This is a genomic window from Pseudolabrys sp. FHR47 (assembly GCF_005153485.1).
Classification (GTDB): Bacteria; Pseudomonadota; Alphaproteobacteria; order Rhizobiales; family Xanthobacteraceae; genus Pseudolabrys.
Genome location: NZ_CP039740.1, coordinates 1640629 through 1660138, shown reverse-complemented (window position 1 = coordinate 1660138; position 19510 = coordinate 1640629). Strand labels below are relative to the sequence as shown.

At 65.5% G+C, this 19510-nt stretch carries 16 protein-coding genes; 6 read left to right on the top strand and 10 right to left on the bottom strand.

The genetic code is table 11. The features are described 5' to 3' along the window. Nucleotides 1–518: 518 nt before the first annotated feature. Nucleotides 519–4901 (top strand): hypothetical protein, encoded by a 4383-nt coding sequence (locus E8Q40_RS08140; RefSeq protein WP_168197772.1) that lies wholly within the window; start codon nucleotides 519–521, stop codon nucleotides 4899–4901. A 113-nt stretch (nucleotides 4902–5014) separates the two neighbouring features. Here the strand turns inward: E8Q40_RS08140 and E8Q40_RS08135 are convergent, their stop codons facing one another. From E8Q40_RS08135 to E8Q40_RS08125, 3 genes are read right to left on the bottom strand one after another with little or no spacing between them, the layout of a single operon-like run. Continuing rightward, nucleotides 5015–5995, bottom strand: a complete 981-nt coding sequence (locus tag E8Q40_RS08135; RefSeq protein ID WP_137043907.1) for an MlaD family protein — start codon at nucleotides 5993–5995, stop codon at nucleotides 5015–5017. 15 nt (nucleotides 5996–6010) lie between these two features. Continuing rightward, nucleotides 6011–6817: an ABC transporter ATP-binding protein gene (locus tag E8Q40_RS08130; RefSeq protein WP_137043906.1), complete on the bottom strand. Its 807-nt coding sequence runs from the start codon at nucleotides 6815–6817 to the stop codon at nucleotides 6011–6013. 3 nt (nucleotides 6818–6820) lie between these two features. Continuing rightward, nucleotides 6821–7957, bottom strand: a complete 1137-nt coding sequence (locus E8Q40_RS08125; protein ID WP_137043905.1) for an MlaE family lipid ABC transporter permease subunit — start codon at nucleotides 7955–7957, stop codon at nucleotides 6821–6823. A 160-nt stretch (nucleotides 7958–8117) separates the two neighbouring features. Between E8Q40_RS08125 and dgcA the strand changes: the two genes are divergently transcribed. The 3 genes from dgcA to E8Q40_RS22125 all read left to right on the top strand — a co-directional run bounded on the left by dgcA (nucleotide 8118) and on the right by E8Q40_RS22125 (nucleotide 10161). Further along, a complete protein-coding gene (dgcA, locus tag E8Q40_RS08120) occupies nucleotides 8118–9113 on the top strand; it encodes an N-acetyl-D-Glu racemase DgcA (RefSeq protein ID WP_137043904.1) in 996 nt (331 codons plus the stop codon). Nucleotides 9114–9212: 99 nt separating this feature from the next. After that, nucleotides 9213–9431, top strand: a complete 219-nt coding sequence (locus tag E8Q40_RS08115; protein ID WP_137043903.1) for a hypothetical protein — start codon at nucleotides 9213–9215, stop codon at nucleotides 9429–9431. 121 nt (nucleotides 9432–9552) lie between these two features. After that, the gene (locus tag E8Q40_RS22125) at nucleotides 9553–10161 is read left to right on the top strand and encodes a hypothetical protein (protein ID WP_205995729.1); all 609 of its coding nucleotides are present in this window, start codon (nucleotides 9553–9555) and stop codon (nucleotides 10159–10161) included. Here E8Q40_RS22125 and E8Q40_RS08105 read toward each other — a convergent pair. Next, on the bottom strand, nucleotides 10084–11262 hold the full coding sequence (locus E8Q40_RS08105) for an MFS transporter (RefSeq protein WP_168197771.1): 1179 nt from the start codon (nucleotides 11260–11262) through the stop codon (nucleotides 10084–10086). The two genes, E8Q40_RS22125 and E8Q40_RS08105, sit on opposite strands and share 78 nt — an antisense overlap. A 147-nt stretch (nucleotides 11263–11409) precedes the next feature. On the opposite strand from E8Q40_RS08105, the gene E8Q40_RS08100 reads away from it, so the two are divergent. Further along, nucleotides 11410–12597, top strand: coding sequence for a hypothetical protein (locus E8Q40_RS08100; protein ID WP_168197770.1), 1188 nt, complete (start codon nucleotides 11410–11412; stop codon nucleotides 12595–12597). A gap of 103 nt (nucleotides 12598–12700) precedes the next feature. On the opposite strand, the gene E8Q40_RS08095 is transcribed toward E8Q40_RS08100, so the two are convergent. The 5 genes from E8Q40_RS08095 to E8Q40_RS08075 all read right to left on the bottom strand — a co-directional run bounded on the left by E8Q40_RS08095 (nucleotide 12701) and on the right by E8Q40_RS08075 (nucleotide 16941). After that, on the bottom strand, nucleotides 12701–13708 hold the full coding sequence (locus E8Q40_RS08095) for a threonine/serine dehydratase (RefSeq protein WP_205995727.1): 1008 nt from the start codon (nucleotides 13706–13708) through the stop codon (nucleotides 12701–12703). 74 nt (nucleotides 13709–13782) lie between these two features. Then, a complete protein-coding gene (locus tag E8Q40_RS08090) occupies nucleotides 13783–14835 on the bottom strand; it encodes a glycosyltransferase family 1 protein (protein WP_137043900.1) in 1053 nt (350 codons plus the stop codon). Further along, on the bottom strand, nucleotides 14835–15632 hold the full coding sequence (locus tag E8Q40_RS08085) for a UDP-2,3-diacylglucosamine diphosphatase (RefSeq protein WP_137043899.1): 798 nt from the start codon (nucleotides 15630–15632) through the stop codon (nucleotides 14835–14837). The genes E8Q40_RS08090 and E8Q40_RS08085 overlap by 1 nt, the downstream gene beginning before the upstream one ends. A gap of 116 nt (nucleotides 15633–15748) precedes the next feature. Further along, nucleotides 15749–16408 carry a class I SAM-dependent methyltransferase gene (locus E8Q40_RS08080; RefSeq protein ID WP_137043898.1) on the bottom strand — a complete coding sequence of 220 codons (660 nt, stop codon included), beginning with the start codon at nucleotides 16406–16408 and terminating at the stop codon, nucleotides 15749–15751. An 89-nt stretch (nucleotides 16409–16497) separates the two neighbouring features. Next, nucleotides 16498–16941: an endonuclease domain-containing protein gene (locus E8Q40_RS08075; protein WP_137043897.1), complete on the bottom strand. Its 444-nt coding sequence runs from the start codon at nucleotides 16939–16941 to the stop codon at nucleotides 16498–16500. A 125-nt stretch (nucleotides 16942–17066) separates the two neighbouring features. On the opposite strand from E8Q40_RS08075, the gene E8Q40_RS08070 reads away from it, so the two are divergent. Then, nucleotides 17067–17846 (top strand): SDR family oxidoreductase, encoded by a 780-nt coding sequence (locus tag E8Q40_RS08070; protein ID WP_137043896.1) that lies wholly within the window; start codon nucleotides 17067–17069, stop codon nucleotides 17844–17846. A gap of 80 nt (nucleotides 17847–17926) precedes the next feature. On the opposite strand, the gene E8Q40_RS08065 is transcribed toward E8Q40_RS08070, so the two are convergent. Further along, a complete protein-coding gene (locus E8Q40_RS08065) occupies nucleotides 17927–19270 on the bottom strand; it encodes an OmpP1/FadL family transporter (RefSeq protein WP_137043895.1) in 1344 nt (447 codons plus the stop codon). Nucleotides 19271–19510: the final 240 nt, after the last annotated feature.

The window sequence follows — 19510 nt, the reverse complement described above, 5'->3', positions numbered from 1 at the left end:
CCGCCTCCCTGACCATGTCGGCGCCAGCTTGCCGGCTCCTCGCAAAGGTCCGGTAAATGCCGGCCCTCGTCTCGGCCAAAAAAGGACGGAACCCGGCCCGGTGGTTAAGGCCAGCGTAACCGTCGGGCGAGCCTGGAGGCGGTTAGCCACGCCGCCGCCGCAATGCCGCTTCAGGTCGTCCTTGATCGACGATGGGAGGGCCGCCCGAGGTATCGCGAAAATCCCTGTCCGGTCCGCACCTTGGCACGTTCCGGGACACCGCCCGGACTGTGGTTAAGGCCCATTAACGATGATTAAAACATCCTTAGCGGTCCGGTTTCTTTCGCTTTGCCAATACGATAGGATGAATTTCTGGCGATTGAGGGGAGGCGGATGACGGTTCCGCCCCGGTATCTCTTGGCCCCGGCTCTAGGCCCCGGCGCGAACATGCGGCGCGGGTCTCAAAACATTGCGGCAAATTCGTCCGAATGGGCCGCAAGCTGACGTTTGAAGTGCGGCGTAAAACGAGGCGACCCGAAATGGCGAACAATCCGCAGCAGTCCAAGACGGCAACGGACCAGGCAATGGCCGCTCTCGAGGACGCGCTCAACGTCCATATCAGCGCCCCGCGCAAGGACACCGTCGCCGAGGGCCCTGCCCCGGCCGCCCCCGACAAGTCCGATACCTTCGAATTCGACGCGCCGCCGGTCACGCCGGACCTGTTCCGCGAACCCGAGCCCGCGCCGCAGTGGGCCGGCGAAGGCGTGCCGCGTCTGCCGGCCAATGACGATGCCGCCAGCATGGGCTCGATCCTGCAGACGCTGCGCGGCCGACGCGCCCGCGCGCCGTATGCCATCGCTACCGCCGCCGCCTTTGCGTGGACCGCCGGCGCCGCCGCGCTGGTCTATCTGTCACGCGCCGAACTCCTGCCGATGCTCGATGCGCCGAACCTCGGCGTTGCCACCGTCGCCGGCATCGCCAGCGCCGTGATCGTGCCGGTGATCTTCTTCTACGTCCTCGCCCACCTGTTCAGCCGCTCGCAGGATCTGCGCCTTGTCGCCGAGTCGATGGCGGAAGTCGCGATGCGGCTTGCCCAGCCGGAAACCGCCGCGCGCGACCAGATCGTCTCGGTCGGCCAGGCCATCCGCCGCGAAGTCACCGCCATGGGCGACGGCGTCGAGCGCGCGCTGGCGCGCGCCGCCGAGCTCGAGGCGCTGGTGCACAACGAAGTGTCGGCGCTGGAGCGCGCCTATAACGACAACGAAGTGCGCATCCGCGACCTGCTGTCCGAACTGAACAACCAGCGCGAAACGCTGGTCAGCCAGGCCGATCAGGTGCGCAAGGCGATCGGCGCCGTGCACCTCGATCTGTCGCACGACATCACCTCGGTCGGCGATCTGGTCGCCGAGAAGGTCAACGACGTGGCGCAGCGCGTCACCCGCTCACTCACCGAGAAGGGCGAACACATCACCTTGGCGCTCGGCCATGCCGGCGATTCCATGATCGACGCGCTCGGCGAGCGCGGCTCCACTTTGCTCGAGCGCCTGGAGACCACCAGCGACCGCGCCACCTCCGCCATCGCCTCGGCCAGCGACCGGCTGTCGGAGAGCTTGACCTTCAAGTCCGACCACATCCACGACGAATTCGCCGACATGGCGGCGCGCCTGCAGCAGATGATGGCCGCCCGCCTCGATCAGGTGGCGCAGGGATTCTCGCAGAAGACGCAAGGCACCATCGACGCTATGGCGACCCGCTCGCAGCAGCTCACCGATGCGATGTCGGCGCGTTCGGAGCAATACGCCGCGGCGCTGGCGAAGAATTCGGCCGAGATCGCCGATCAGCTCGCCGCCCGTTCCGAGCAACTGGTCGAGGCCATCAGCACCCGCGGCGGCGACGTCGTTGCTCGTATCGAACAGACCGGCACCGTCACCAACGAGACCTTGGCGGCACGCAGCCAATCGATCGCCGACACCTTCCGCCGCAATGCCGAGCAGCTTTCGGCGACTCTCGACAATCGCAACGAACAGACCGAAGCGATGCTCATCGAGCGTCTCAAGGCCTTCGAAGCGGTGTTCGATCAGAACGGCACCGCGCTGTCCGAAAAGATCGCGCGCGATTCCACGGCGCTCGGCGGCCTGATCACACGCCACGTCGCCGAGTTCGACCACACCGTGAAGACCTACGGCAGCGAACTCATCGAGCGCCTCGGTCAGCGTACCGACGATGTCGCCGCGGCCATGCGCGCCTATCTCGACTCGTTCGACGACCGCGTCACCGGCCGCACCGACGCCCTCTCCGCCACGCTCGACAAGCGCCTCGTCCAGTTCGAAGACCTGCTCGGCGTGCGCGTCACCGATCTCGCCAACACGCTCAACGACGGCGGCAACGAGATCGTCGCCGCGCTCGACAAGCGCATCGGCGACATCACCGGCACCATCAACACCCGCGGCGCCGAAGTCGCCGACGCCATCGGCGCCAAGATCGGCGAGATGGACAAGACGCTCGGCACCCGCGCGCTCGAGGTCACCGAAACGCTCGACGGCCGCATCAACCGCATCGAAGAGCTTCTGGTCGACCGCACTTCGGCCGTCTCCAGCGAACTCGAAAGCCGGGCCACCGCCGCGGCCGAGACGCTGCAATCCCGCGTCGAGGCGCTGTCGAACACCATCCGCTCCAACACCTCGGAGGCGGAGGCCGCGCTGACCTCGCTGTCCACCTCCACCGCCGACGCCATCCGCGACAGCGCGGCGAGCGCCGAAAAGACCCTCACCGGCCTGTCCGACGAGGTGGCCCGCAACATCACCGCGCGCACCGAGGAAATTGCCGAGACGGTTGGCAAGCGTACCGCGGAAATCACCGAGACCGTCAGCAAGCAGACTGCGGAGATCGCCGAGACCGTCAGCAAGCAGACCGCGGAGATCGCCGAGACCGTCGGCAAGCGCACCCACGAAATGGCCGAGGTGCTCTCGGATCGCAGCAGCGGCGTGCTCAGCGCCCTCACCGAGAAGAGCGAGCAGTTCGCCGCCGACATCACCCGCGCGGCCGATCAGGCGCTCAGCGAGATCAGCGACAAGGGCTTGGCTTTCAGCCGCACCGTCGCCGAGAACGGCGCCGAGATCACGCGCATGATCAACACCGCCGGCGAGACCGCGGCCAATTCGGTGAACCGCACGCTGAACGATCTGCAGGAGACCGCGGCCAAGGCCATCGAGCGCTCGCGCGAAACCGCGACCTCGACCGTCACCGAGATGATGGAAGCGCACAACATGCTGCGCTCCGACACCACCGCTTTGTTCGAGCGCCTGCGCGAAGCCAACATCATGCTGCAGGAAGTCCTGTCCGGCTCGCACGAGAACATGAGCGCGCTGGAAGACACCTTGATGCGGCGCGTTTCGGAGTTCGTCGACGCGATGGAGCGCGTCAACGGCTCGACCACCGACGCCACCGATCGCATCGAGACGACGATCTCCGGCTTCCGCGGCCTCACCGCCGACGCGCTGCGCGATCTCGGCCAGCTCGCCACCCAGTTCGATGCGCACGGCCGCGATCTCGCCAAGGCCGCCGCCATCATCGACGACAGCAACCGCAAGACCGAGGAGCACGTCAACGAACGCCGCGTGCAGCTCGACTCGCTGGTCGCTACCCTCGACATCCGCACCGAGGATATCGAGCAGCGCCTCAAGCGCTTCTCGGGCCTGCTCGACGAGTCGCTCGAAGCCGCGTCCGCCCGCGCCCGCGAGGTCGCGCGTCTGGTGTCGGAATCGAGCGCCGATGGCACCCGCGCCATCACCGAGCAGTACGAAATCGTGCGCGAGACGGCGGAAACCGAGCGCCGCCGCACGGTCGAGACCATGAACCAAGTCTATGCGCAGACCTCGTCGGAGGCGGAATCGATGTTCCGCGGCCTGCAGGACCGCTTCGCCGACGCCGCCAAGGGTGTGCGCCGCATGTACGAGCAGTCGTCAGAAGATACCGAAAGCTACTTCCGCGAGGCTGCCCAGCGCTATGCCGACACGGTTCAGGAAATGAAGCAGATGGCGTCGGAGATGCAGCGCGAGCTCGAGGCCACGCGCACCGAGCTCCGCCGCGGCGTATTCGAACTGCCGCAGGAGACCGCCGAGAACGCTGCGCAGATGCGCCGCGCCATCGTCGATCAGATCGAGGCACTGGCCGAACTCAACCGCATCGTCGCCCGCCATGGCCGCAATCTCGATGCCGTCGAGCCGGCCCAGCGCCGCTTCCGCGACGAACCGACGCTCGCTGTGATCGGCGGCCGCGAACAGGTCGCCCGCGCCGAACCGGCGCCCCGCCCGGCCCCGCCGCGTGACCTCGGCTACACGCCGTCGCAGGCGCCGCGCCGCGCCGAACCGGCTGCGCCGCCCAGCGCCGCGCCGTCATCCGGCGGCAAGACCGGCTGGCTGAGCGATCTCTTGTCGCGCGCCTCGCGCGAGGACAATGAGCCGCAAATCCGTGAGCCTGCCCGCGACTACGGACGGGAATCGGCCCGCGAGCCGGCGCGCGAGACCGGTCGCGACCGGGACAGCGCTCGCGGCGAGGACCGCTCCGCCCGGCATTCGATCGAGTCGCTCGACAGCCTGTCGGTCGATATCGCGCGCATGATCGATCACGAAGCCGCGGCCGATCTGTGGGACCGCTACAAGCGCGGCGAACGCAACGTGTTCACGCGCCGCCTCTACACCCTGCAGGGCCAGCAGGCCTTCGACGAGATCCGCCGCAAGTATCGCGCCGACCGTGAGTTCAAGCAGACGGTCGACCGCTATATCGGCGAGTTCGAACGGCTCCTCGAGGAGGTCTCCCGCGACGACCGCGGCCAGGTGGTGGCGCGCACCTACCTGACTTCGGAAACCGGCAAGGTCTACACCATGCTGGCGCATGCGGCGGGCCGCTTCGACAACGCGTAAACGCGGCGCACTGATCGCAAATCAAAACGGGCGCCCTCACCGGCGCCCGTTTCTTTAGATCGGTACTCGTTCTTTCTTCCCCTCTCCCCTTGGAGGAGAGGGGAGGAAGAGACTCAGCGCACCGCCGGCGTGCGCGGCTGTACAGGCTTCTTGTCGGCGTCCGGCGGCTCGCCGCCCCAGATGATGCGGCTCGGATTGGCGTCGAAGTTTTTGGCGGCCTTGTCGATGGTCGTCAGCGTGCGCGTGCCGGTCCGCGCCAGCCGCGCAATGTCGAGCGTCAGCGCCTCGGTGCGCTTGTCGAGATTGTCGGCCAGCGTCTTGATCGAGCGTGCCGCCTCGTTGATGTCGCCGCCCTTGCCGTCCGGCCCGCCGGTCAATCCTTCGAGCCCCTGCGCAATGCGGTCGATACGATCGGAATTGCGGCCCAGCGCGCCGGTGAAGCGCTCGATATTCGCCAGCGTCTTGTCGATGTTGTCCGAATTGGCGCCGAGCGCGGCGGTGAACTTCTCGATATTGGTGAGCGTCTGATCGATCTTCGCCGAGTTGTTCGCCAGCGTGCCGGTGAACTTCTCGATGTTCTGCAACGCCGCATTGAACGACTGCTGGTTTTGGGTGATGAATTCGTCAACCTTGCGCATGACGTCGCGCGCGACCTGTGTCACGTCTTGCGTCGCGCTTGCCGGCGCCACCATCACGGGTGGCGTTTCGCCGGCGTTGGCGCCGACGAGTGCCTTCGCGGCCGAACTGCCGCCGATCAGCGACACCGAAGCGATGCCGGTCAGGCCCTGAAATTCGAGACCGATCCGGGTGTCCTCACGAACCGTCACGGATTTGTCGACCGACAGCGTCGCAACCACCTGCTTGGGCTTCGACGGGTCGAGCTGCAGCCCGGTCACCTCGCCGACGCGGATGCCGTTGAACAGCACGGTCGCGCCGGTGCGCAGGCCGGACACCGAGCCGTCGAACACGATGCTGTAGCGAAGCCGTTCGCCGGTGCCGCCGATGTTCTGGAACCAGTAGATGAAGCCGAACACGCCGGCGACCACGGCCAGCGTGAACGCTCCGATCAGTACGTAGTTCGCTCGCGTTTCCATCCAACCCGCTCCAGTTCAGCCATTTCCCGACAGCGCCGCTTCGCGGGCGCCGATCGCCGCGCGCGCGCGCTTGCCACGGAAGTATTCCTTCATCCACGGATGCTCGGACTTGAGCATCGTTTCCATGGTACCGGCCGCTATTACCTTACCGTCGAACAGGACCGCGATGCGGTCGCAGACCGTGCTCAGGCTGTCGAGATCGTGGGTTACCATGTAAACGGTAAGGCCCAAAACACGCTGCAGCGTGGCGATCAAAGTGTCGAAATCCCCGGCACCGATAGGATCAAGGCCCGAGGTCGGCTCGTCCAGAAACACAATTTCCGGGTCAAGCGCCAAGGCACGCGCCAAAGCAACTCGTTTTGTCATGCCGCCCGACAGTTCCGACGGATACTTGCCGCAGACGCTGGCATCGAGGCCGACCATTTCCAGCTTGGCCACGGCCAGTTCGTCCATCAGCCGCTGCGGCAGATGCAGGTTTTCGCGCACGGTGAACTGCAGATTCTCCATCACGGTCAGCGATGAAAACAGCGCGCCCTGCTGAAACAGCACGCCCCAGCGTCGCTCGATGGCGCGGCGCTCTTCGTCGCCGAGCTGATCGAGATCCTGGCCCAGCACCTTGATGGTGCCGGCGCGCTTGCCGATGAGGCCGATGATGGTGCGCATCAGCACCGACTTGCCCGCACCGGAGCCGCCGACGAAGCCGAGGATCTCGCCGCGATAGACATCGAGATCGGCGCCCTTGAGTACGAGGCGGTCGCCGAAGCCGACTTCGACGCCGCGCGCCTCGATGATCGTTTCGCGTTTTCCGTTGCCGGCGGCCATCGCTCACATCCCGATCGAGGCAAAGAAGATGGCGAACAGGCCGTCCATCACGATGACGAGGAAGATCGCCTCGACCACCGACGCGGTGGTCTGGCGGCCGAGCGATTCCGCGGAGCCCTTCACCGCGAGGCCCTCGACGCAGGCGACCACGCCGATCACCAGCGCCATGAACGGCGCCTTGATCATGCCGACCTGGAACGTATTGAGCGCGATCGCTTCCTTCAGGCGCGACAGGAAGATGTCCGGCGCGATGCCGCCATAGAGCCAGCATACCAGTCCGCCGCCGTACAGCGCTGCCATCGAACCGATGAAGGTCAGGATCGGCACGCCTATGATGAGCGCGAGGATGCGCGGCAAGATCAGCACCTCGGTCGGATCGAAGCCCATGGTCTTGAGCGCGTCGATCTCCTCGCGCATTTTCATCGAGCCGAGCTCAGCGGTGTAGGCCGAGCCGGAGCGGCCGGCGACCATGATGCAGACGATCAGCACGCCAAGTTCGCGCAGCACCAGGATGCCGACCATGTCGACGACATAGACGTCGGCGCCGAACTTGCGGAAATGAAACAGACCCTGCTGGGCGATGATACAGCCGATCAGGAAGGTGATGAGCAGGATGATCGGCACCGCCCGCCACGCCACCATGTCGAGCTGATGCACCAGCGACGTCATGCGGAAAGTCTGCGGCCGCGTCAGCACGCGCAGGATCGCGGTGACCAGCGCGCCGAACATGTTGACGATGGCGAGCAGCGAACCGCCGACCGCGCTGATGTTCTCGCCGATCGACGACAGCGCATAGACGAAGGAGCCGGCCGCGTGGCGCTTGCGCAGCGGCTCGAGATCGACCTGGTGCATCTCGTCGATCAGCGCGCTGTAGTCCGCCTTGAGGCCGGTGACTTCGGCCTTGGCGCCGTTCGCCTGCGCCTCGCGCACAAGCTTTTCGAGCAGCCAGGCGCCGAAGGTGTCGAGCTGTTCGACCTGCCCCATATCGATGGAGACGGTCTTCACGCCGCGATGGCGACGGGTGAGTCCGACGATCTGCGAATCCAGGACGCGCGCATGGGCGGCCGTCCAGGCGCCGCCGCCCGTGACGGCCAGCCTGTCGCCTTGCAGGGTTTCCTGCAGGAATGGGTCGCCTCTCAAACTTCTCGCTCCTGCGCCCGCCAATGCTCAGATAGAGACGCCAATGGGCATCGGCCAGCCCCGATTCTCAAGGATTTAGGCTGCCTTCCGGGTTTGACCCCGCCCCTACAGCCCGGATATCCCCACCTGCGTCCGCCGTCTCCGCCCAAAGGTTATTCGCGTGGCCGTCACCCTCAGCATCGCCGTCGAACGTTTCCCGATTGCCGGTACGTTTTCGATCAGCCGCGGGGCAAAAACCGAGGCCATTGTGGTCGTTGCGACGCTGTCCGATGGCGCCGTGGCCGGTCGCGGCGAATGTGTTCCCTACGCGCGTTACGGCGAATCCACCGACAATGTGACAGCCGCGATCGAGGCGGTGCGCGGGGCCCTGGCCGATGGCCTCGACCGCATTGGCCTGCAGCGGGCCATGCCGCCGGGCGCGGCACGCAACGCGCTCGACTGCGCCTTCTGGGACCTGGAAGCCAAACGCAGCGGCCGCCGCGTTCATGAACTCGCCGGCCTCCCCGCGCCGAAGCCGCTGACCACCGCCTTCACGATTTCGCTGGCCGATCCGCACACCATGGCGCAGGCGGCTGCGCGGGCCGCGCATCGTCCGTTGCTGAAGATCAAGCTCGGTGGCAGCGCCGACAATGGCGGCGATCCGGCGCGTATCGCCGCGGTGCGCGCCGCCGCGCCGAGAGCGACGCTCATCGTCGACGCAAACGAAGGCTGGGCCGAGGCCGACCTTGCCGCCAATCTCGACGCCTGCGCCAAGGCTGGCGTCACGCTGGTCGAGCAGCCATTGCCCGAGGGCCGCGACGCGGCGCTCGCGCGCATGCCGCATCCCATTCCGATCTGCGCCGACGAAAGCGCGCATGACCGCGCCTCGCTCGCGGCCCTGAAGGACAGATACGATGCGGTGAATATCAAGCTCGACAAAGCCGGCGGCTTGACCGAGGCGCTGGCCATGGCGGAGGCGGCGCGCGCCTCAGGACTCGCGATCATGGCCGGCTGCATGGTGGCGACGTCGCTGTCCATGGCGCCCGCCGTGCTGCTGGCTCAATCGGCACAGTTCACCGACCTCGACGGCCCGCTCCTGCTGGCGCACGACCGCGCGCCGGGCCTAAATTATGACGGCAGCCTGGTCTTTCCGCCAGAACCCGCGCTTTGGGGCTGAGTTCACACCCGGTATTTGTTTGATCGGGATCAATGCCGCATTTTCCCGTCTTGGTACGAATGTATCCAAGGGACAACTTTTCGTGTCAGGGAGCGAGACGTGGCACAATCGAAGGTGGCCGAGCGCTTGATGGCTCATGCCCAGCTTTGTCGGAAGCTGGCCGATGCCAGCCTCGACGAGAGCGTCGGGGCCAACCTTTTGCGCATGGCCGAGGAATGCCTTCAGGCCGCGACCGCCAGCGGTAAGCCTGTGGCGGAGCTTCGTGCCGTCGCGATACATGTTCCGGTACGGAACTCTCGTTTTGAGACAAAAGACTGAATTCTTTCGCCGTTTTCTCCGAAAAGTAGTTAACCAAACCTTTCCGTTCTGCCCCGATTAGGCTTAGACTTTGCCAGTATGGCGCGTGGGGACTTGTCGCGCCGCAAACTGGGGTTCGGGGATGAGGTTCAGGAGCACGTTGCTCTGTGCGGTCGTGGCAGCCTCGACGGCGGCCGCGGCGATGGCGACACCCGCGTCGGCCACCATGCGAATCGCCGAAGACCGCGGCGGCCAGATCGGCCATTACCTCCAAGCCTTCGCCATGCTGCGCTCGTCCGGCGAGAAAGTCATGATCGACGGCAACTGCCTGTCGGCCTGTACCCTGGTGCTCGGCCTCATCCCGCGCTCGCGCATTTGCGCAACACCGCGCGCCCGCTTCGGCTTTCACGCGGCGTGGATGCCGGATGCCGATGGCGCGCCGGTGACGAGCCAGCTCGGCACCCAGGCCTTGTGGAATATCTATCCCAGCGATGTGCGCCGCTGGATCAATCGCAACGGCGGCCTGTCGCGCAAGATGATCTACCTGCAGGGCAACGCCATGCATTCGCTCGTCTCGGAATGCGGCTCAAAGCCCGCGCAAACGCGGCGCGCCGATGCTGCCACGAAGCGCCAGGTCGAACGACGCGCCGACAGACGTTTCGAGCGTCAGATTTCAAAGCGCGTTGCCAGCAGCACGACGCGCCGCGCGGTCCGCTACAGCGCCATAAGCACAGCCAACGACCGCCGCTAGCGCCATCGCGGCGTAGGCCTTGGTGCCGAACAGTCCGTAGAGCCAGCCCGACAGCGCCATCGCCGCGGCCATTGTCACGCCGAGGCTGATCGCGAGATAGCCCTGAGCGGTCGCCGCCTGCCCCGGCGGCGCATGACGGCTGGTGAAGAACAGCGCACCCAGATAGGTCATGCCGAAGCTGAAAGCGTGCAGCATCTGCAGCGCCGGCAGGAGATAGACAGGCGGATCGAAGGCCATCGCCAGCCAGCGCAAGCCGCCGCCGGCGCCGCCGAGCACCAGCATCATGCTCGGTGTCAGAAAGGCCGGCAGCCGGGCCGCGACCACGAACAGGACGATCTCCGCGACCACGCCGACCGACCACAACGCGGCGATCGCGGTGCCGTCGAGACCGGCATTGCGCCATTCGAGCGACGAGAAGCCGTAATAGACGGCGTGGCTCGACTGCGTCAGACCGGCCGACGCGGCAACGACGAGAAATGCCGGGTCGCGGAGCAGTCGCTTGGGCTGCGCTGCCGCGACCACGCCCGGCTCGTGCGGCGGCAGCGGCCGCAGGCTGATCGCCATGACGAGGGCGACGGCGCTGGCGGCCACGATCAGCCAAATGAGATCGCGCGGCGGAACGATGTCGGCGACATAGCCGGTGCCGAAAACGCCGGCGATGAAGGCGACCGATCCCCATAACCGCACCGAACCGTAGGCGCGGCCGCGCATGCCGAGACCGCGCAAGGCGTAAGTCTCCAGCACGGGCATGATCGGCGTCGTTGCCAGCGATGTCAGCGCGTAAGCGGCGAGAATCAGGAGCCCGCCCTCCGCCACGGACACGGCGCAATAACCCGCAAGTGCCAGCGCGCTCAGCACGACGAGCGTGCCGCGTAGCGCATCGCGACGGTCGGCCTGCCGGGTGACGACGGGAATCGCGAGGACGCGCAATATCTGCGGCGCCGCCAGCGTGATGCCGATCAGGGCCGCATCGACGCCCTTGGCTTTGAGCCAGACCGGAAAGAACGGCAGCACGATGCCGCTGAGCACGAACAGCGCAGCGTAAAACGCCGCGATCCGCGCCGCAAAGCCGGTATCGTTCGATTGAAAAGGCGGCCGCATCGTGCGGACTCGGGCTCCGGCAGCCCTGATTTCAGGCCGAATCAACGGTGGTTCGCCGTTACCTAAGGCTGGCCGAATCAGGTTCGTTGATTGATAAACGCGGGAACCGAAATTGCCTATGGCCACGAAGCAAAACAGGCGTCGTCGATGGTTGGGGAAAGCGTCAGCAGACGGCAGGAGATGCCGGCCGAGCAGGTTGCCGAGAGCGACTATCAGTCGTTCTGCGAGGCCTTGAGCGCGACCGCCCGCGGCCGCGCGTTTCTCGAGGAGTTCGCCCGCCGCAATCGCCAGGCCGATACCCAGGTCGTGCTGACGGCGCTGGAACGGCTCGAGGCCACCGCGCGCGCGCATTCGCCCGAGGCCGACCGTATCCGGCAGGACCTGCGGGCGCTGCTCGACACCTTGCGCAGCGCGCGTCCGCAAACCGAGAACACGCCGACCGCCATCAAGGCGGCGACTTTGGCCGCGCTCATCGATTTCACCCAGGCCCGTATAGAAGCGCTTGTGCTGCCCGCGGCAGCGCGCGAAGGCGAGACCTTGTCCGCCGTACCGGTGCAGGAACAGCCTGAACTGCCGATCCCGCATCCGACCGCCGCCGCGCCGTTGATGGCGCTGGTACCGGTCCCGCTCCACATCGAACCGCCGGTTGCCAGCGCGCCGCAGGCGTTCATGCCGGCCCAGGCCAAGCGCAAAACGGCGACCGTCATCCCGATCGTCGAATTCGACTACCGGTCAAATCCGAACGGACGGCCGATGCCGACGCGCTCCGCGCCGGAGGAAAGCTGGACCACGCTGACGCCGCCGGCTGTCTCAACGCCGCCAATTACGCAACCAGTGCCGGATATCGACGCGCCCGACGCGCCATCACAGGTAGCCGAAGCCGCGCCTGAAGCCAGGTCGGAAACCAAGTCGGAAGCCAAGATCGAAATCGAAACCTACGAGCTCTGGCTCGACCCTCCGGCCGTGGCGATGGCCGAACCGGAAATGAGCATCGGCGCGCTGGTGGAAACCCATGCGCCTGAGGCAACGACAGTTGTCGAAGCAGTACAGGACAATGCTGTTCCACAGGCCGCGATGCCGGATATGACGGTCACCGAGACGGTCGTCGCCAAGGTGACCATGACCGAAATGGCCAGGGTCGATCTCGCGACATCTGATGCGAGCGCGGCTATGGCATCGCCCGCAGCGACGATGAGTACCATTAATGCCCTGATGGAGCAGATGGAGCAGGCCGCAACGCCCGTCCAGGCCGTCAAGGGTCACGCCGAAGTGCCGGACCCGCTGGCGCCGCTGATGGCGCTCAGCGAAGAAGAGCGCATCGCGTTGTTTACGTAAGCAGCGCGCATCGTCATCGCCCCCGAAAGCGGGCGATCAAGTACTTGCAAGTCTACAAGAGATTACTGGATGCCCCGCTTTCGCGGGGCATGACACGAGCTGATCACCCCGCGATCAGCTTGGCGAACATCTCGACGTCGACATTGCCGCCCGACAGGATGGCGACGACAGTCTTGCCGCGAATGTCGACGACATTGTCGAGCTTGCCGGCGAGCAATGAGGCAAGACCGATAGCGCCGCCCGGCTCGACCACCAGCTTCAGTTCCATGAAGGCGTAGCGCACGGCGGCGGCGACTTCCTCGTCGCTGGCAGCAATGCCCTGCCCGATCAGCTCCTTGTTGATCGGGAAGGTCCATTCGCCCGGCGTGTTGCTCATCAGCGCGTCGCAGATCGAGCCGGTGACCTTCTCGTTGGCGACGCGCTCGCCGAGTACGAAGGAGCGCAAGGTATCGTCGAAGCCTTCCGGCTCCGCGGTGAACAACCGCGCCGAGGCCGCGCGCGACTTGATACCGAGCGATACGCCGGCGGCGAGCCCGCCGCCCGATGCGCCGACCACGACGATCTCCGGCTTGAGCCCGAGCTTGTCGAGGTCCTCGACGATCTCGACGCCGATGGTGCCCTGCCCGGCGATGATCATCGGATCGTCGTAAGGCGGCACCAAAGTCGCGCCGCGCTCCTTGACGAGACGCTCGGCGATCAGCGCGCGGTCTTCGCCGCCGGCCCGATCGTACAACACCACTTCGGCACCGTGACCGCGCGTGCGTTCGATCTTGGCCTTCGGCGCATCGTTCGGCATGACGATGGTGGCGCGCATGTCGAGCAATTTGGCCGCGGCGGCGACGCCCTGCGCGTGATTGCCTGAGGAATAAGCGACGACGCCGGCACCACGCTTGTCGGCCGGGATCTGCGACACGCGGTTATAGGCGCCGCGAAATTTGAAGGAGCCGGTGCGCTGCAGGATTTCCGCCTTGAGGAAGACGCGTGCGCCGAGGCGTTCGTCGAGCACCGGCGCATTGATCAGCGGCGTGCGCACCGCGACGCCCTTGAGGCGCGCCACCGCGCTTTCGACGTCGGCGGCGGTCGGGAGCAGTTTCTGGTCGATGAGGCCCATGGCGAAAGGCTACGCCCGGGCCGGTGACCGGGCAAGCGCGCCTTTGGGGTGTGAATTGCGACGGAACCGTTGCGTTATGCCGCCATCCGGTCGCGATCGCGTCGCCTTCGCGGCTTTTGCGTCGCTTCGGTGACGTGCGTGACGAAAGTGCGTGCCGTGGCCTCCCAGGTCAGGCCCTCGGCGAACGACCGACAGGCCGACTTATCGAGATCCAGGGCGCCGAGACAGGCGCGCCTGAGATCGGCGTCGAGGCAACCGACCGGCGCGCTGCCAATCACGTCGCGCGGTGCATCGGCCGGGAACGCGGCCACCGGTACGCCCGAAGCCAGCGCCTCCAGCAGCACCAGGCCGTAAGTATCGGTCAGGCTCGGAAACACGAAAACGTCGGCCGAGGCATAGATATCGGCAAGTTCCTCGCCATGCTTGGCGCCGAGGAAAACCGCGTCGGGATATTTCTTCGCCAGATGATCCCGCGCCGGACCGTCGCCGACCACGACCTTGGTGCCCGGCAGATCGAGCTTGAGGAATTCCTCGAGGTTTTTCTCGACCGCGACGCGGCCGACGGTGAGAAAGATCGGGCGCGGCAGATCGAGGATGCGCTTGCGTTCGGGATGAAACACACGGCCATCGACGCCGCGCTGCCACAACTTCACGTTCTTGAAACCGCGGCCTTCGAGTTCCCCGACCAAAGTCGGCGTCGCCGCGAGCAGCGCGGCGCTCTGAGCATGAAAGCGGCGCAGCCACGCCCAGGTCAGATCGCCGGACCATTTCGGCGCCAAGGTCACGCGCTCGGCGACATAATCGGGAAAGCGGGTGTGGAAGCTCGTGGTGAACGGCAGACCGCGGCGGAAGCAGACCCGGCGCATGGCATGGCCGAGCGGCCCTTCGGTCGCGATGTGAATGGCATTCGGCTGGATGATGTCGAGGCGCCGCTCGATCGCGCCGGCACTCGCCAGCGCCAGCCGGATTTCCGGATAGCTCGGCATCGGCAGCGTGCGAAATTCCGCCGGCGTCAGGAATTCGACGGTGACGCCGAAGCCGGCCGCTTCGCGCGCGACTTGGCCGAGCGTGCGCACGACGCCATTGACCTGCGGGTGCCAGGCGTCGGTGACGATGAGAATTTTCATCAAGCCGCCTGCGCCCGCGCCGGCAGTTGCGCCGGGGCCTTGACGCGGCCGTCGTGGATCCAGGTGATGATCTCGAACGTGCCGTCCTGGTTCTCGGCCACCGCCGTGCAGCTCTCGACCCAGTCGCCGCAATTGATGTAGCGCAGGCCGAAATCGTCGTGCAGCGCCGCGGTGTGGATGTGGCCGCAGATGACCCCGTCGACCTTGTGATGCTGCGCCTCGGTCGCCAGCGCCTTCTCGAAGGCGCCGATATAATTGACGGCGTTCTTCACCTTCATCTTGGCCCACTTTGACAGCGACCAGTACGGCGCGCCGAAGATGCGCCGCATGGCGTTGAAGACGCGGTTGGCCTTGATGGCAAAGTCGTAGGCCTTGTCGCCGAGCAGCGCCAGCCAGCGCGCCTGCGTCACGACGAGATCGAACATGTCGCCATGGACGACGAGATAGCGCTTGCCGTCGGCGGCTTCATGGATCGTGTTCTCGACCACCTCGATGCCGCCGAAATGCGTGCCGTAGTAGTCGCGCAGGAATTCGTCGTGGTTGCCGGGGATGTAGATCAGCCGCACGCCCTTGCGCGACTGGCGGAGCAGCTTCTGCACCACGTCGTTATGCTGCTGCGGCCAGTACCAGGACGAGCGCAACGCCCAGCCGTCGACGATGTCGCCAACGAGATAGATGGTATCGGCTTCGTGGTGGCGCAGGAAATCGAGCAGTTTGTCGGCCTGGCAGCCGCGAGTGCCGAGATGGATATCGGAGATGAAAAGCGCACGAAAGCGCCGCGTGGCGGGTTCCGTCACGGCGTCTCCTTACGTCGGTTGTGCTTCATGTCTCGGCCCATTAGCAGAAGTCCATGACAGGGATGTGACAGCGCCTTCCTCTTCACCCTCCCCTGGAGGGGGAGGGTCAAGGAAGATTACGCCGCCGCGCTTTGCCTTTCGGCTCTCCGAAAACGCACCAAAGTATAAACACCGAACGGCTTGACCTTGCGCCGCTCGATGAGTTCGGCGCCGCCATGGCTGCGCGCCCAGTCGGCCAGCCGCTGGAACGGGAATTCGGGGCGCAGGCCGAGCTTGCGGGCGTGCTGCGCCAGCAGCCGCTCGACCGCGGCGGCGATGCCCTTCTCCGAGTAAAGGTGATTGACCAGGATGATCTGCCCGCCGGGGCGCAGCACCCGCGCGCATTCCGACAGCACCTTCTCCGGATTGTCGACGAGCGTAATGACGAACTGGCCGACCACGCAGTCGAAGGACCCGTCCGGGAAATCGAGCGCGCTCGCATCCATCACGCGCAGTTCCTTGACGAACGGATAGCGGCCGCTCGCCACGCGCTCACGCGCCCGCGCAATCATCGGTTCGGAAATGTCGATGCCGGTGATCTCGGTCGTCGTATCGTAATCGTCGAAGGAAAGCCCGGTGCCAACCCCGATCTCCAGGATACGGCCGCCCACGTCATGCGCGGCTTTGGCCGCGGCGCGCCGGCCATTGAGAAACACCGGTCCGCACAGCACGTCGTAAACCGGCGCCCACTTGGCGTAGGCCTTTTCCATCACGTCTTTGGCGGGATCGCGCAGCATATCAAGCCCCCTCGAATCGAATGGTCCCGGTCGATTTCGGGGAGGTAGCAAGGCTGTGCGACAGTCAGGCGACAGGACGTCGCAGGGCGTTAACGCCTTCTTCTCCCCTCCCCCTTGTGGGGAGGGGTCGGGGGTGGGGGTAGTAGCGATACGGCGCTGACGATGACCTCCAACACGCCATCGATATTTGTCAGCACATCGTTGTTCCAAAACCGCAGCACGCGATAACCGTCCGCCTCGAGCCGCTGTGTTCTCACAACATCGCTATTGCGATTGGCATGCTGGCTGCCGTCGAGTTCAATAATCAGCTTCAACCGGTGGCTCGCAAAGTCCGCGATGTAAGGTCCGATACGAACCTGGCGCCGAAAATGGGTAGCTCGAAGTTCGATGCGGTGGCGCAAGTGCCACCACAGCTTTCGCTCTGCGTCCGTCGGATCAGCCCGCATGTGGCGCGCAAACTCGCGCTGAGGCGGCGATTTTGTCCGATCAACAACCGCCCAAATACGGTCGTCACCATTCTGGCGGCTCGCCATCTCCGACCCCCACCCCTAGCCCCTCCCCACAAGGGGGAGGGGAAAATCCTTGTGTGGCTTCGGCCTTGACCCTCTCTGACGGTATCCTATCAGTGTAGCCCCTGCTTCAAGTCGAGGAAAATCCCATGGATCTTGGTATCGCCGGCCGCAAGGCCATCGTCTGTGCGTCGAGCCGCGGGCTCGGCAAGGCCTGCGCCTTCGCCCTCGCCGAAGCGGGCGTCGAAGTCGTCATCAATGGCCGCGACGCCAAAACGGTGGAGGCCACCGCCGCCGAGATCGCCAAGGCGACCGGCGCCAAAACGCACGCCGTCGTCGCCGACGTTGCAACGGCAGAAGGCCAGAAGGCCCTGTTCGCTGCCTGTGCCGAACCCGACATTCTGGTCAACAACAATGGCGGCCCGCCGCCGCGCGATTTCCGCGAATTGTCGCGCGACATGATCATCGACGGCGTCATCGCCAACATGGTGGTGGCCATCGAGCTGACGCAGAAGGTCATCGACAAGATGGCGGAGCGCCGTTTCGGCCGCATCGTCAACATCACCTCGAGTTCGGTGAAAGCGCCGCTCCCCGGCCTCGATCTATCATCGGGCGCCCGTGCCGGCCTCACCGCCTTCTTCGCCGGCGTTGCCCGCACCGTCGCCGACAAGAACGTCACCATCAATTCGATTCAGCCCGGCGCCTTCGACACCGACCGCCTCAAGGGCATCCTGTCGGGCGCGGCCGCACGCACCGGCAAGTCGGTCGATGAAGCGGCCGCCGCGCGCAAGGCGACCATTCCGGCCAAGCGCTTCGGCACGCCGGAAGAATTCGGCGCCGCCTGCGCCTTCCTGTGCTCGGCGCAGGCCGGTTACATCACCGGGCAGAACCTCCTGATCGACGGCGGCACCATCCCGACTGCGTTTTGAAGGTCTTCAAGCTCGCACTTCAAAAAAAAGGCCGGCGTCACCGCCGGCCTTTTCATGTCGAGAACCGTGAAGCGTGTTCGTTACTTCAGATAGACCTGCTTCACCGGCGCCGGGTCGGCGCCGAACTGGTAGCGCAACGCGACCGAGATGATGTTGATGTAGGATTTCACCGAGCCGTTATAGGCGAGCGTCGCCGACGACCACGGGTTGCTCGGGCAGCCACCGGCAGCGGTCGGGCCCATACACACCGTGGCGCTCTTCACGTCGATGAAGGAGTAGCCGAGGTCAAGCGTGACGCCCTTGATGAAGGCCGGCTTGTAACTGGCGCCGACCGAGTACCACATGCGGTCGGCGTCCGGGATACGGGTGGTGCGCACCGCGTCCGTGATCGGGCTCTTCTCGTAACCAATGCCAGCACGCACCGTCCAGGCCGGATTGATCACATATTCGCCGCCGAGCGAATAATAGTAACCGTCCTGATACTGGAACGGGAACGTCACCGCGGCGCCGCTCAACGTCACCGCATTGCCGTTCGGCTGCAGCAGGCGCGAGGTACCGATGCGGCTCCAGTTGGCCCACTCAAAGCCGGCGAGCAAGGTCAGACGATCGGTGAGGCCATGGCGCAGACCAACCGTAACCGTATCCGGCAGCTTGAGACCAAGATTGACCGAGCCCGGCTGCGTCGCCGGCGCGACCGCGGCCGGCACGTCCCAGGTACCGCTGAGGGTGTGATCGATCGCCGAGCGATAGCCGATACCGATCGTCGTGCGCGGCATCGGCGTGATCGTGACGCCCGCGGTCCAGCCGAAGCCCCAGTCGGCGCCGTTGAGCGTGCCGATGCGCGGCTGCGTACCGAGGAAGGCATCATAAGACGCCTTGATGTACTGCGCCTGGAAACCCAATGCGACGCTGATCATGTCGTTGAACTTGTAAGCGATCGACGGATTGAAATTGTAGGTCTTGACTTCGGCGCTGTTGCCGCTGCCACTCGACGCGGCGTTGACCTGCGGAAAGTGCACGCCAAGGCCGAACGGCGCGTTGACCGCCAAGCCGAGCCAGACGTTCTTGTTGAGTTGGATCGATCCGTACGAGTTGGGCACCAGCGCATCCAGGCCTGAATCGCCCGGCGTGCTGAATGCTGCCAGCGACGACCTCGAGTAGCTGTGCGACGCATTGGGCATGATGCCCGACAGGCCAAGTTCGACGTTCTTGCCACTGAACTGCGTCATCGTCGCCGCGTTCCAGTACATCGACGACAGCGCACCGCCGGCGGCAATGCCGGCGAACGACGCGCCCTGCCCATAGGCGCTCTGCTCGCGTAACGCGAAACCGCCGGCATGGGCCGCAACCGTCGCCGTCAAAACCAGCGCGACGCTCGAGCAGCCGAGCAGCAGCGACTTCATCCCACCTTTTACTTTGATCATTCCCGTCCCCCAGTGCTGCGCCTTAATTCTGTGGCGCTTTCGTAGGCATGATGGTGCCGAGAGTCCGGTGGGCTGGCAATGCGGCCGACGGAACGAAAGCCCACTTACAGGCGAGTTTTTGCCACAAATCTCCCCGCTGTGGCATTCACGTCACAGAGTGTACGCAAAAACTGGAACCCGGCACCGGGGGGGACCCGAGGGCAACATTGCGTACCGCAATGTTTTATAACGGGAACGCGC